The sequence below is a fragment of the Vibrio sp. YYF0003 genome, assembly GCF_036350715.1.
Taxonomy (GTDB): Bacteria; Pseudomonadota; Gammaproteobacteria; order Enterobacterales; family Vibrionaceae; genus Vibrio; species Vibrio natriegens.
Window position 1 is genome coordinate 52093 of the sequence record NZ_JAZDWA010000011.1, and the last position, 13967, is coordinate 66059.

The window sequence follows — 13967 nt, forward strand, 5'->3', positions numbered from 1 at the left end:
CGGACATTTACTGCTCTAGATAGAGCTTAGCCGTCGTCGTGACCTTAATCATTTCATCCTGTAGCTCAAACATTTCCGGCTCAATGTCGTCAAGTTCAGCGCCTGAGCGAAGTGCTTGCTCCAGCGTCGCACACAATGATTTTAACCTTGGCACGCCGCAATACGAGCTACTGCCGTGCAGCTTGTGAATGACATGAATAAGCTCTTCACGGGCAAAGTTTTCTTCTTCTAGAGCTTGAGCAACCACATCATCCACTTCTGGGATAAAGTCGATTAACATGCGCAGCATATCTTTGGCTAAGTCTTCTTTATTCGCACTCTGTTTCAACGCGGCTTGCCAATCGATAATGACATCTTGGTGAGCCTTTTCTGTTGCATTTAGTGCTTCACCTTCTTGTTCATCAACATACGAAGGTGTGACTTTTCTGAAGCTTTCCGCACAAGCATTTGGGTTCCAGTGAACCAAAACCTGTTGCAGCACATGCTCTTCTATTGGTTTGGTGAGGTAATCATCCATACCCGCGGCGAGTAGACGGTCACGCTCACCTGCCATCGCATGTGCGGTTACCGCAATGACTGGCGTATCTTTGTTGAGCTCAATCTGCTTGATATGTTTACAGGCGGTCACCCCATCCATATGTGGCATTTGGATGTCCATGAATATCATGTCGTACTTTTTCTCGGTCGCCAGATTCACGGCTTGTTGACCGTTACTGCATGCGGTTACCGTTTCAACGCGCTCTTTCAGCAAAGCCGATATAAGCTTCAGGTTGGCGGGGTTATCGTCAACAGCGAGAACGTGCAGTGGTAAACGTTCTTCTTCTACCGTCTTAATCGGCGCTTTCAGTGGCTGAGGCGATTCAACATGTTCGCTGATCAGACTTTGGAGTAATCGACGTCGGGACAAAGGCTTGGTCAAACACTGGATTTGATGTTCCTTCATAATCTGGTCTGCCAGCGCAAGCTCAGTACTTGGCGTCCCCATGATCACGCTTGGTGCCATTTGCTTCGCTTGTTCTATCCAGGCTTCAACCGATTGCTCATCGTAAGTCTGGTTTGCAGCCAAATTGAGTAACACGTAATCGTAGTGCTCATTTGCTTCAGGCAACGAGGAGCGATAAGTGACTAAGATGCCTTCCTGGCTTAGGATCTGTTGCGTTACTGATGCTGCCTGCATGTTTGGTTCCACCAATAACAGCTGTTTGCCAGTAAGCAGTTCAATCTCGATCAGATCGCTCATAGGCATTTCTGTCGAGTTGAGGCGCAGGGTAAACCAGAACGTAGAGCCTTGGTGCAAGCGGCTGGTCAGGCTGATTTCTCCCCCCATCTGGCTAACCAGTTTCTGGGTAATGACCAGACCAAGACCTGTACCACCATAACGGCGTGAGATGCTGGCATCGGCTTGGCTAAATGCCTGGAAGAGCTGCGCTTGTTGACGTTCTGAAATACCGATACCGGTATCACGAACCATAAATTGCAATTCGACCGAATCGCCAGACTGGGAACGCATTTCCACACTGATATCAATGTTGCCGCGCTCAGTAAACTTGATCGAGTTACCAACTAGGTTAGTAAGAATTTGCTGAATACGCAGAGGGTCACCAACCAAGCCTGGTGGAATTTTAGGATCGACTTTGAGCGTGATTTCCAGCCCTTTCTCATGCGCACTAGTAGCTTGAAGGTTGACGACTTCTTCCAGACTTTCACGGAAATCAAACGGGATGTTTTCCAGAGCCAGCTTACCCGCTTCCAGTTTAGAAAAGTCTAGGATATCGTTAATAATGTTCAGCAGGTTGTTTGCCGATTTTTCGATCGTTTGCAGGTAATCCGTCTGACTATTCGAAAGTTGCGTTTTGAGCATCTGACGCGTAAAGCCAATCACGCCGTTCAGCGGGGTACGCAGTTCGTGCGACATATTGGCCAGGAACTCTGATTTCACACGTGCGGCTTCTTGAGCACGTTTCTTCGCGATGTCTAACTCAACGTTCTGGATTTCCAGCTGTTCTAATGTTTCACGCAGATCAGAGGTAGCCTGATCGATACTGTGTTGCATCTCGACGTGGTATTCCGAAAGTGAGACGGCCATGGCGTTGATACCATTTTTTAGCTGATCAAGCTCACCGTGCATTTTTCCTTCGATACGAACATCCAGGTGACCGCGTCGAATACGGTCCACAACGTTTTTCATGTGTGTGATCGGCTGAGTCACATCATGCATTAAACGAGAGGCGAATACGCTGGCAAGACCGAGGCCTAAAATCAGTACCAAAAAGGCTGAGAAGACTTCCTGATATTGCTGAAGACGCAGAGATGAGAGATCCAGCTCCACAGCAATATAGCCGATGGCTTTGGTCGCTTGGCTTTTATTAGAAAGATCCGTCAGGTAATGTCCTTCAGATAAAATAGGCACACGCAAAATCAGATAATTATCGTAGATTTCCGAATTTCCCAACTGTGGGATAGGCTTATCTTTCGGAAACATCAACGCTTCGAAATTAGGGTGGAAGTTTGAGGTTACAAACAGTTCATGATGGGCATCGAAGACGGCAATGCTTCGAACCAGTTTCGAGTTTTTGCGGTGAGCGTAGCTGATAAGGCGTCGGACTGCTTCACGGCTTTCTGTCAGTAGGTGAGATTCACTGGCAATCGCTAGCGGTTCGATGATGCTATTACCTGTGGTGATAACTTGTTTCTCAAGATCCTGATAGCGGTTAAATGAGAAAAAGCCGCTCAGTAATAAGCCAATAATGAGAGTGGGAGCGAGAGTCAGTGTAATTACACGTGCTCGTAAGCCATATCTGGTCATGTTATCTAATTACATCGGAGTCTGGATATGGGAAAATAACGCATTATTTCTCAAGCGCACGATAATGCCTTGAGTAAAGAAGTGACGTCACCGAATAAACGGTAAGCATAATCAAGTCACTCGAATCACACAACGGCTGCAATCAAGAATAGTGAAGCCGTAGGGCAATTAGACACAAATCAGGCACAGAGCATGGCACGCATCTTTCAACCGAAAAAGAAAACCCAACTCAACACTCGTCACCAGCAGGTGCACGTTGAACGTTTGGATCATCATGGCGCGGGTATCGCTTACCTAAAGAAAAAGCCTCTATTTATTGATGGAGCGCTGCCAGGTGAGGAAGTGGTGACACAGCTGGTGGAAGAGAAAAGTAAGTTTGCCCGCGGTAAGCTGATCAAAATTTTGCAGCCAAGTGACACTCGTGCTGAACCATTCTGTCCGCATTACCATGAGTGTGGGGGCTGTGATTTACAGCACTTGGAATATGACCAACAATTGACGCACAAACAGCAGACACTGCGTCAGCTAATGCGAAAATTTGCAGGCAGTGATATCGAACTTGATGCGCCAGTATTAGGCGAGCAGCTTGGCTATCGACGTCGAGCACGCGTAAGTCTGTTTGTGGATAAAAAAACGCGCCAACTGCACTTTGGTTTTCGAAAAAAGCAAAGTAAACAGATTGCTCAGGTGACCGATTGTCCAGTGTTAGCTCCACAGCTGAACGTTTTGCTTCCGGAAATTTACGCAGAGCTAAAACAATTTAAAAAGCCCGATCAACTTGGTCATGTTGAGCTGGTCTTAGGCGATAACGGACCTTGTATTACGCTGCGCCACATGAGTAATCTGACTCAACAGGAAGTTGAGGCTTTGGTTAAGCTTGCTGAGCGTCTTAACGCCACGCTGTACCTGATGCCGCAAACTGATCAGCTTGATTTAATTTCAGGCGAGATACCGTTTTATCAGGAAAATGGTGTGAAGGTACCTTTCACGCCAAATAACTTTATTCAGGTCAACCAAGCGGTAAACCAAAAAATGGTGGCTCAGGCCATCCAGTGGTTAGACCCGCAAGACAGCGATCGAGTGTTAGATTTGTTCTGTGGGCTGGGTAACTTTAGCTTGCCAATCGCTAAGTTGGCGAAACACGTTGTGGGTATAGAGGGGGTCGCCGAAATGGTAGAAAAAGCGACAAATAATGCATCCTTGAACCAAATCAACAACGCACAATTTTATCACGCTAACCTAGAGCAGGATTTTGACGGTCAGGTTTGGGCGGCAGAGAAGTTTGATAAAGTACTGCTTGATCCAGCGCGTGCCGGAGCGAGCGGGATCATCGATCAAGTTTCCGCTCTTGGGGCTCAGCGCGTGGTTTATGTTTCTTGTAATCCTGCTACCCTTGCAAGGGACAGTCAGAGCTTAATTGAACAAGGCTACAAATTAACCAAACTAGGTATGCTCGATATGTTCCCGCATACCAGCCATTTAGAATCCATGGCCTTGTTTGAAAAGTCCTAGCAATAGGGCGTTGGCCCTTTACTTGTGGTGGGGTCAAAAAGTCAGCACTCTATGCTGGCGAAAGAACTAATCTGGACGGTGTTAGTCAAACCACACGAATATAATAATTAGGACGATGAGATGGTTGCGGTAAGAAGCGCGCATTTAAATCAAAACGAACAGTTTGAACTCGAGCATTGGGTGGCTAGCCTGGGGCAAGAGAAAAACACAGCATCCCGCTTAATTGAAGTGTACAGAGATTGCCAAAATATTTTGGCAGATCACGAGCAAGCGGAATTATTGCTGTGGCGTGGACGAGAAATGATCGAGATTCTGATCACCTTGTCTATGGATAAAGCTACCTTAGTGGCAGCACAACTGTTCCCATTGGTTTCAAGTGGTGCTTTCAAGAGAGAACTGCTGGAAGAAAAATACAGTAAAGAAATCATAAAGCTGATAGATGGCGTTGAAGAGATGGCCGCCATCGGTCAACTTAATGTCACCATGGAAGGGGGCGCTGCGTCGTCTCAGGTAGATAACGTGCGTCGCATGCTGCTTGCCATGGTGGATGATTTCCGCTGCGTTGTTATCAAGCTGGCAGAACGCATTTGTAACCTGATTGAAGTTAAGAAAGCGCCTGACGAAGTCCGTCGTGCTGCGGCAAAAGAGTGTGCCAACATTTATGCGCCATTAGCGAACCGTCTTGGTATCGGTCAGCTCAAGTGGGAAATCGAAGATTACGCATTCCGCTACCAGCAGCCAGAAACTTACAAACAAATCGCGAAGCAGTTATCTGAGCGTCGTATTGTTCGTGAGCAGTACATCAAAGACTTTGTTGAAGACCTCACAGAAGAGATGAAAGCTTGTGGCATTAATGCTGAAGTGAGTGGGCGACCAAAGCACATTTACAGTATCTGGCGAAAAATGCAGAAGAAGAGTCTGGCGTTTGATGAGTTATTTGACGTCAGAGCGGTGCGTATTATCGCCGATAAACTGCAAGATTGTTATGCCGCGTTAGGGGTTGTGCACACCAAATATAAGCATTTGCCAAGTGAGTTTGATGACTACGTCGCGAACCCAAAACCAAACGGGTATCAGTCCATCCATACCGTGATTCTTGGCCCTGAAGGGAAGACCATCGAGATCCAGATCCGAACCAAGCAAATGCATGAGGAATCGGAGCTCGGTGTTGCCGCACACTGGAAGTACAAAGAAGGCGCGAGCGCACGTAGCGGGTACGATGAAAAGATTACCTGGCTGCGTAAACTTCTGGATTGGCAAGAAGAGATGTCCGATTCTGGTGAAATGCTGGACGAGCTACGAAGTCAGGTCTTCGATGATCGCGTCTATGCCTTTACGCCTCGTGGTGATGTTGTCGACTTACCAATGGGCGCGACGCCATTGGACTTCGCTTATCATATTCACTCCGAAGTGGGGCACCGCTGTATTGGCGCTAAAGTCGGAGGTCGAATAGTACCATTTACCCATAAATTGCATATGGGCGATCAGGTCGAAATCATCACCTCGAAAGAGCCAAACCCATCACGTGACTGGCTAAACCCTTCACTAGGTTTCGTTCATTCAGGTCGAGCTCGCGCCAAGATCAATGCTTGGTTCCGCAAGCAAAGTCGCGAGAAGAACCTAGAGGCCGGTCGTGAAATCCTAGAGCACGAACTGGTGAAAATTGGCGCGACCATGAAAGATGCAGAGCGTTACGCGCTGAAGCGATTCAACGTCAATACGCCAGATGAGCTGTACGTCGGTGTCGGAAGTGGTGACTTACGTATCAACCAGATCATCAACCACATCAATGCACTGGTTAACAAGCCAACCGCGGAAGAAGAAGACCAACAAGCCCTAGAAAAGCTGCAAGAAGCCGAGCACAAAGCGCCAGCACAAAGCCGACCGAAGAAAGATGCGGTGGTAGTGGAAGGGGTTGATAACCTGATGACGCACCTTGCGCGTTGTTGTCAGCCAATCCCAGGTGATGATATCTGTGGCTACATTACGCAAGGCCGTGGCATTTCAGTGCACCGTAGCGACTGTGAACAGCTCGAAGAGCTAAGACATCACGCACCAGAACGTATTATTGATACCGTCTGGGGCAGCGGTTTTGTCGGTTCGTACATTCTCACCGTTCGAGTTGAGGCGATGGAGCGTGGTGGTTTGCTGAAAGACATCACCACTCTATTTGCGAATGAGAAAATTAAAGTCACCAGCATGAAGAGCCGTGTCGATTACCGTCGTCAGCTAGCCATCATGGACTTTGATCTCGAAGTGACCAATATCGAGGCGTTGTCGCGTGTTTCTAAACGTGTTGAGCAGATTAGAGATGTGATGTCTGTAAAACGTCTCGGCTAGTTTTTACGTCACATTTGGCTTTTTATCTGCGTTAGCTGCACTTATATCGCCCATCACATAGCGGGCTATGCTCAGGAGTCTCATAAGTTTGCTTCCTTGCTAAAAGAGCCAACTGTTTAGTAAAAACGTACCAATGAATCAATTTAAGGTGAGTGGTTATGCTGCTCGCCTTTTTGTTTAAAGGAACTCTTTGTTTAAGGGAGCTCTTTGTTTAAGGGGAAAATATATGAGTCATCCAATTGAACAACTTGAAGCGATCATGGCGCAGTTGCGTGATCCGGAGGGAGGGTGTCCTTGGGACCTGAAGCAGAGCTTTGACACCATTGTTCCGCATACGATAGAAGAAACCTATGAAGTTGTGGATGCGATTCAAAATCGAGACTGGCCAAATTTAAAAGAAGAGCTGGGTGATTTGCTGTTTCAGGTTATTTTTTACAGCCAATTGGCGAAAGAGCAGGATCTGTTTGATTTTTCAGACGTGGTCGAAACCGTAAATGAAAAATTAACTCGTCGTCATCCTCATGTTTTTTCCGATGTGGAGTTTGAATCCGATGCTGATATCAATGCCAATTGGGAAGCAGAAAAAGCGAAAGAAAAAGCACAAGTAGGCAAACAAGAAGAAAGTATTCTAGACTCAATACCAAACTCTTTGCCTGCACTTTCTCGTGCTACAAAGATTCAGAAAAAATGCGCGAAATATGGATTTGATTGGGACTCGCTTGGGCCTGTTGTGGAAAAGGTTCAGGAAGAAATCGATGAGGTAATGGAAGAAGCGATTCAAGTTGACCCAGACGATGAGAAAGTAGAACTCGAACTGGGTGATTTGCTTTTTGCTACGGTTAACCTGGCTCGTCATCTTGGTAAAGATCCAGAAGTGGCATTAGGTAAGGCGAATTTAAAGTTTGCGCGACGCTTTAAGCAGGTAGAGGTGAAGGTGGCTCAATCGGGCAGGGGATTAAAAGATTGCTCTTTGACTGAGCTTGATAAATTCTGGGATGAAGTCAAAAAAGAAGAATAGAGAGGGTGTCAATCGACAGCAAGCGGTTTTGAGACAAGTTTGACTCAGAAGATAAATATGCAGCCGTCTTCTCTTTGCTCACTTTGATTTGAAGCAAAAAATAAAAAATAGCAGTGTGATAGATTTCACGTTGTGGCGGTAAGGAGCTTCTGGTATATTTATCTCCCGTCCAGAAGCACTCCATTTCCCTCATTCAACCAATTTCAGGTTAAACATGACGACAAATTACATTTTTGTTACTGGCGGGGTTGTATCCTCTCTAGGTAAAGGTATTGCAGCAGCATCTCTTGCGGCTATTCTAGAAGCTCGTGGTCTTAAAGTGACTATGATGAAGCTTGACCCTTACATCAACGTTGATCCAGGCACAATGAGCCCGACTCAACACGGTGAAGTGTTCGTCACGGAAGATGGCGCAGAGACTGACCTTGACCTTGGTCACTACGAGCGTTTCATCCGCACCAAGATGACCAAGCGTAACAACTTCACTGCAGGTCGTGTTTATGCCGACGTACTTCGTAAAGAACGTCGTGGTGACTACCTAGGCGCAACAATTCAGGTTATCCCTCATATCACTAACGCAATTAAAGATCGCGTGATCGCTGGCTCTGAAGGTCACGATGTGGCTATCGTTGAAGTTGGCGGTACTGTTGGTGATATCGAATCACTGCCTTTCATGGAAGCGATCCGTCAGCTAGCGATCGAAGTTGGCCGTGAAAACGCAATGTTCATGCACCTGACGCTTGTTCCTTACCTGGCCGCAGCGGGTGAAGTGAAAACTAAGCCGACTCAGCACTCTGTAAAAGAGCTGCTATCTATCGGTATCCAGCCAGATATTCTAGTTTGTCGTAGCGATCGCATGATCCCAGCGAACGAACGTAAGAAGATTGCTCTATTCTGTAATGTTCCAGAAAAAGCAGTTATCTCAATGAAGGATGTGGATTCAATCTACAAGATCCCTCAACTAATTAAAGCTCAAGGTTTAGATGACCTTGTATGCTCACGCTTTGGTATTACAGCTCCAGAAGCTGACCTGTCTGAGTGGGAACAGGTTATTTATGAAGAAGCAAACCCAACTGGTGAAGTGACCATTGGTATGGTAGGTAAATACATCGAACTACCAGATGCTTACAAATCTGTAAACGAAGCACTTAAACACGCAGGCTTGAAGAACCGTCTAAACGTGACAATCAAGTACGTTGACTCTCAAGATATTGAAACCCGTGGTGTTGAGCTTTTAGAAGGGCTTGACGCAATCCTGGTTCCTGGTGGTTTCGGCGATCGTGGCGTTGAAGGAAAAATCCGTGCGGCTCAATACGCACGTGAGAACAAGGTTCCTTACCTAGGTATTTGTCTTGGTATGCAAGTTGCCCTAATCGAATACGCGCGTAACGTTGCGGGTATGGAAGGTGCACATTCAACAGAATTTAACAAAGAAACGAAGTACCCTGTGGTAGGTTTGATCACAGAATGGGTAGACGAATCAGGTAACGTTGAAGAGCGTACTGAAAAGTCTGACCTAGGCGGTACTATGCGTCTTGGTTCACAGCTTTGTCACCTACAGAAAGGAACAAAAGCTTACGAACTATACGGTAGCGCGACGATCCATGAGCGTCACCGCCACCGTTACGAAGTGAACAACGTGCTTCGTCCGCAAATCGAGAAAGCTGGCCTGAAAGTGTCTGGCCTGTCTGCGGACAAGAAGCTGGTGGAAATGATTGAGAACCCAGAGCACCCATGGTTTGTTGCGGCTCAATTCCACCCAGAATTCACATCGACGCCTCGCGATGGTCACCCATTGTTTGCAGGTTTCGTTAAGGCCGCGGGTCAATTCTCACGCGGCGAGTTCGAGAAGTAAGTAAGGGATACGGGCGGCGGCGAAGGTTGTGCTGCCGCCCTTTAAAATTGACATTTATATTTGAAACGAGAGGAAACATTAATGTCTAAGATCGTTAAAGTTCTAGGTCGTGAAATCATCGACTCACGTGGTAACCCAACAGTAGAAGCTGAAGTTCACCTAGAAGGCGGTTTCGTAGGTATGGCAGCAGCTCCATCTGGTGCATCTACTGGTTCTCGCGAAGCTCTTGAGCTACGTGACGGTGACAAAGCACGTTTCCTAGGTAAAGGTGTTCTTAAAGCTGTTGAAGCTGTAAACGGCGCAATCGCTGAAGCTCTAGTTGGCAAAGATGCTAAAGATCAAGCTGCAATCGACGCAGTAATGATCGAACTAGATGGTACTGAAAACAAATCTAAATTCGGTGCTAACGCTATCCTAGCTGTTTCTCTAGCAAACGCTAAAGCTGCAGCAGCAGCTAAAGGCATGCCTCTATACGAGCACATTGCTGAGCTAAACGGCACTCCTGGTCAATTCTCAATGCCTCTACCAATGATGAACATCATCAACGGTGGTGAGCACGCAGACAACAACGTTGACATCCAAGAGTTCATGATCCAACCAGTTGGCGCTAAAACTCTTAAAGAAGGTCTACGTATCGGTGCAGAAGTATTCCACAACCTAGCTAAAGTTCTTAAGTCTAAAGGCTACAGCACTGCAGTTGGTGACGAAGGTGGTTTCGCTCCTAACCTTAAGTCTAACGCTGAAGCTCTAGAAGTTATCGCAGAAGCTGTTGCAGCTGCTGGTTACGAACTAGGTAAAGACGTTACTCTAGCTATGGACTGTGCAGCATCTGAGTTCTTCGACAAAGAAGCTGGCATCTACAACATGAAAGGCGAAGGTAAAACTTTCACTTCTGAAGAGTTCAACCACTACCTAGCTGAGCTAGCGAACCAATTCCCAATCGTTTCTATCGAAGATGGTCTAGACGAGTCTGATTGGACTGGCTTCAAGCACCAAACTGAACTACTAGGTGACAAGCTTCAACTAGTAGGTGACGACCTATTCGTTACTAACACTAAGATCCTTGCTGAAGGTATCGAGAAAGGCGTAGCTAACTCTATCCTTATCAAGTTTAACCAAATCGGTTCTCTAACTGAGACTCTAGCTGCAATCAAGATGGCTAAAGACGCAGGTTACACAGCAGTAATCTCTCACCGTTCTGGCGAAACTGAAGATGCAACTATCGCTGACCTAGCGGTAGGTACTGCTGCAGGTCAAATCAAGACTGGTTCTATGAGCCGTTCAGACCGTGTTGCTAAGTACAACCAACTTATCCGTATCGAGGAAGCTCTAGGTGAGCGCGCTCCTTTCAACGGTCTTAAAGAAGTTAAAGGTCAAGCTTAATTCTTAATTGAATAAAGTTTAGCTAAATAGCTTTTTGAAACCCTCGCTACGGCGGGGGTTTTTGTTTATTGGGGGTTGTTTAAAAGCAGATGCTTAAGAGCAATGAGCCGTTCTGACCGTGTTGCTGCTATACCTAAAAGAAAGCAACCAACTTATCCGTATCGAGGAAGCTCTAGGTGAGCGCGCTCCCCCTTTTTTCGCAAGAAAGCGGTCTTAAAGAAGTTAAAGGCCAAGCTTAATTATTAGCTTAACTTTATAGTTCTTTTAAATACCTCGCTTAGGCGGGGTATTTTTTTACCTGAAGAATCTTTATGTGAACACGGTTCCAAAAGCTTTTCTTTACACTCTTTCATGTGAGGAGTCTGTGAGTCTTCCTTTATGCCCTAGAGGCAATCCCGCATTTATGCTATATATATCATCTTATCTAATTCCTTCCGGTACAGAATGTTAGCAACGATATGCGAATCTTTGTTATAGCCCTTACGTTACTGTTTGGCTTACTTCAATACACTCTATGGTTCGGTAAGAACGGGGTGTCTGATTACTATGCAGTAGAAGATGAAATCGAAGTACAGCAACAAGTAAACAGCAAGCTACAAGCTCGCAATAATGAAATGTTTGCTGAAATTGATGACCTAAGACAAGGTATTGATGCCATTGAGGAAAGAGCACGCCATGAGCTTGGCTTAGTCCGAGATGGTGAAACTTTCTACCGAATTGTTGGTGAGGAAAACCAGTAAGATGTTGGATACTGTCCCATCTCATATCGCTATTGTGCCAGCAGCTGGTGTCGGTAGCAGAATGAAAGCCGATCGTCCCAAACAGTATTTGTTGATTGATGGAAAGGCGGTATTAGAGCATACGGTCGAGAAGCTTCTCTCCCACTCTAAAATCGCTAAAGTGGTGGTGGCGGTTACCGAAGGTGATCCTTATTACCCTGAGTTATCTATCGCAAATCATCCCGACGTGATACGTGTGGATGGAGGCAAAGAAAGAGCCGATTCTGTACTTTCAGGGCTAAACTATGTGAGTACGCAACTCGCCAGTGAGTGGGTGCTGGTTCACGACGCAGCAAGACCGTGCGTAACGTTAACAGATATAGACCGTTTGATTGATGTTTGTATTGATCATCCTACTGGCGGCATTCTTGCTTCACCAGTGAGAGATACGATGAAACGTGCTAATTCAGTACAAAACATTGATCATACTGTCGACAGAGAAGCATTGTGGCATGCATTAACCCCACAAATGTTTAAAACTCAGCCCCTAAAAAATGCTCTGAGCGACGCTTTACAGCAAGGTATCGCCATTACTGATGAAGCCTCAGCTTTAGAGTGGAAGGGCGAAGCGCCCGCTTTAGTTCAGGGCAATGCGAGCAATATAAAAATTACTCAACCAGAAGATCTTGCATTAGCTGAGTTTTATTTAAGCCGTGAGCGCGGCGAATAAGTAAGGATAGAAAATGATTCGAATTGGTCACGGTTTTGACGTACACAAGTTTGGTGGTGAAGGCCCAGTTATTATTGGCGGAGTCTCTGTTCCTTATGAACAAGGGCTTATCGCACATTCAGATGGCGATGTGGCCTTACATGCGTTGAGCGATGCGTTGCTTGGTGCAATCGCGGCTGGTGATATTGGCCGTCACTTTCCAGATACTGATGACAAGTGGAAAGGTGCTGATAGCCGTGAGTTACTGAAAGATGTCTACCGCAGAGTAAAAGAACAAGGTTATCGATTAGGTAATGCAGACATTACCATCATGGCACAAGCGCCTAAAATGGCACCGCACATAGAAGCGATGTGCGCGGTCATTGCTCAAGACCTTGAAACTGATATCAGTAACATAAACGTTAAGGCAACCACGACAGAACGCCTAGGTTTTACAGGACGTAAAGAAGGCATCGCTACAGAAGCTGTTGTTCTTTTGTTTAAGCAACAATAATCAACTTGTTCCCTAATGCTGCAAGAGCAGTGGAATTAAATCATGTCAGACATTTTATCTTCATTGGCATACCTAACGGGTAAGCCTGTCGCATCAGCAAAAATCAAAGCGCAACCAGAACATTTTCAGGTTAGCGAAGATCTCGGCTTTGCCTTTACTGGCGAAGGGGAGCATTTGATGGTGCGTATTCGTAAAACGGGTGAGAACACCAGCTTCGTTGCTAACGAGTTAGCTAAAGCGTGTGGTGTTAAATCTAAGGATGTGAGCTGGGCTGGCTTAAAAGACCGCCATGCGGTGACAGAACAATGGTTGAGCGTTCATTTACCAAAAGGTGAAACACCGGACTTTTCCGCGTTTTTAGCTCAGTACCCTAATATCGAAATTCTGGCAACGGATCGTCACAACAAAAAGTTACGTCCGGGTGATTTGGTTGGAAACGGATTTGTCGTCACTTTGTCTGAAGTGACAGACATCGCGGACGTAGAGCGTCGTCTTGAAAAAATAAAACAAGTTGGCGTGCCGAACTACTTTGGTGCTCAGCGCTTTGGCAATGATGGGAATAACCTAGAAGAAGCTCGTCGTTGGGGGCGTGAAAACGTACGTACTCGTAATCAAAATAAGCGCAGTATGTACCTGTCAGCCGCGCGATCTTGGATTTTTAACCGCATCGTTTCTGCGCGTTTAGAGCAGGGCATGTTCGACAAGTTTGTCGAGGGTGATGTTGCACAAACCTCCGCAGGTAACGTGACGGTTGATGCGAGCAATATAGCGGCGATGCAAGCTCAGTTTATCGACGGAGACGCGGCTATCACGGCTGCACTTGCTGGTGATAATGCATTACCGACCCAAGCCGATGCTTTGGCATTAGAGCAACCGTTCCTAGATGAAGAGCCTGACTTGATGGCGCTTATCCGTGGTAATCGCATGCGTCATGATCGCCGTAATGTTGCACTAAAGCCACAAGATCTTGCTTGGAGTGTTGAAGGTAACAATATTACGCTGACTTTCTCATTAGATGCTGGCTCGTTCGCTACATCCATTGTTCGTGAGTTAGTCAACGAGGTAAAAGTAGAAAGAGAATACTAATGGAACAAGATTCACCAAACGCTAA

At 46.3% G+C, this 13967-nt stretch carries 10 protein-coding genes; 9 read left to right on the forward strand and 1 reads right to left on the reverse strand.

The genetic code is table 11. From position 1 onward, the window contains the following. Nucleotides 1-7: 7 nt before the first annotated feature. Complete coding sequence (gene barA, locus V1U08_RS21355) at nt 8-2806, reverse strand: two-component sensor histidine kinase BarA (protein ID WP_065300203.1); 2799 nt, start codon at nt 2804-2806, stop codon at nt 8-10. A gap of 192 nt (nt 2807-2998) precedes the next feature. Here barA and rlmD point away from each other — a divergent pair, with 192 nt between their 5' ends. From rlmD to truD, 9 genes are all read left to right on the forward strand, one after another. Further along, nucleotides 2999-4318 carry a 23S rRNA (uracil(1939)-C(5))-methyltransferase RlmD gene (rlmD, locus tag V1U08_RS21360; protein WP_330471386.1) on the forward strand — a complete coding sequence of 440 codons (1320 nt, stop codon included), beginning with the start codon at nt 2999-3001 and terminating at the stop codon, nt 4316-4318. A 120-nt stretch (nt 4319-4438) separates the two neighbouring features. Further along, nucleotides 4439-6658 (forward strand): GTP diphosphokinase, encoded by a 2220-nt coding sequence (gene relA, locus V1U08_RS21365; protein WP_014232988.1) that lies wholly within the window; start codon nt 4439-4441, stop codon nt 6656-6658. A 226-nt stretch (nt 6659-6884) separates the two neighbouring features. Continuing rightward, entirely contained in the window at nt 6885-7676 is a 792-nt protein-coding gene (mazG, locus tag V1U08_RS21370; protein WP_065297377.1) for a nucleoside triphosphate pyrophosphohydrolase, read from the forward strand. 214 nt (nt 7677-7890) lie between these two features. Further along, nucleotides 7891-9531, forward strand: a complete 1641-nt coding sequence (locus tag V1U08_RS21375; RefSeq protein ID WP_020333971.1) for a CTP synthase — start codon at nt 7891-7893, stop codon at nt 9529-9531. A gap of 81 nt (nt 9532-9612) precedes the next feature. Then, the gene (gene eno, locus V1U08_RS21380; protein WP_014232985.1) at nt 9613-10914 is read left to right on the forward strand and encodes a phosphopyruvate hydratase; all 1302 of its coding nucleotides are present in this window, start codon (nt 9613-9615) and stop codon (nt 10912-10914) included. A 458-nt stretch (nt 10915-11372) separates the two neighbouring features. Further along, nucleotides 11373-11654 (forward strand): cell division protein FtsB, encoded by a 282-nt coding sequence (ftsB, locus tag V1U08_RS21385; RefSeq protein WP_014232984.1) that lies wholly within the window; start codon nt 11373-11375, stop codon nt 11652-11654. 1 nt (nt 11655) lies between these two features. Beyond that, the gene (gene ispD, locus V1U08_RS21390; protein ID WP_330471387.1) at nt 11656-12363 is read left to right on the forward strand and encodes a 2-C-methyl-D-erythritol 4-phosphate cytidylyltransferase; all 708 of its coding nucleotides are present in this window, start codon (nt 11656-11658) and stop codon (nt 12361-12363) included. A gap of 13 nt (nt 12364-12376) precedes the next feature. Continuing rightward, nucleotides 12377-12856: a 2-C-methyl-D-erythritol 2,4-cyclodiphosphate synthase gene (gene ispF / locus V1U08_RS21395; RefSeq protein ID WP_014232982.1), complete on the forward strand. Its 480-nt coding sequence runs from the start codon at nt 12377-12379 to the stop codon at nt 12854-12856. 42 nt (nt 12857-12898) lie between these two features. Next, nucleotides 12899-13942 (forward strand): tRNA pseudouridine(13) synthase TruD, encoded by a 1044-nt coding sequence (gene truD / locus V1U08_RS21400; protein ID WP_020333968.1) that lies wholly within the window; start codon nt 12899-12901, stop codon nt 13940-13942. Nucleotides 13943-13967: the final 25 nt, after the last annotated feature.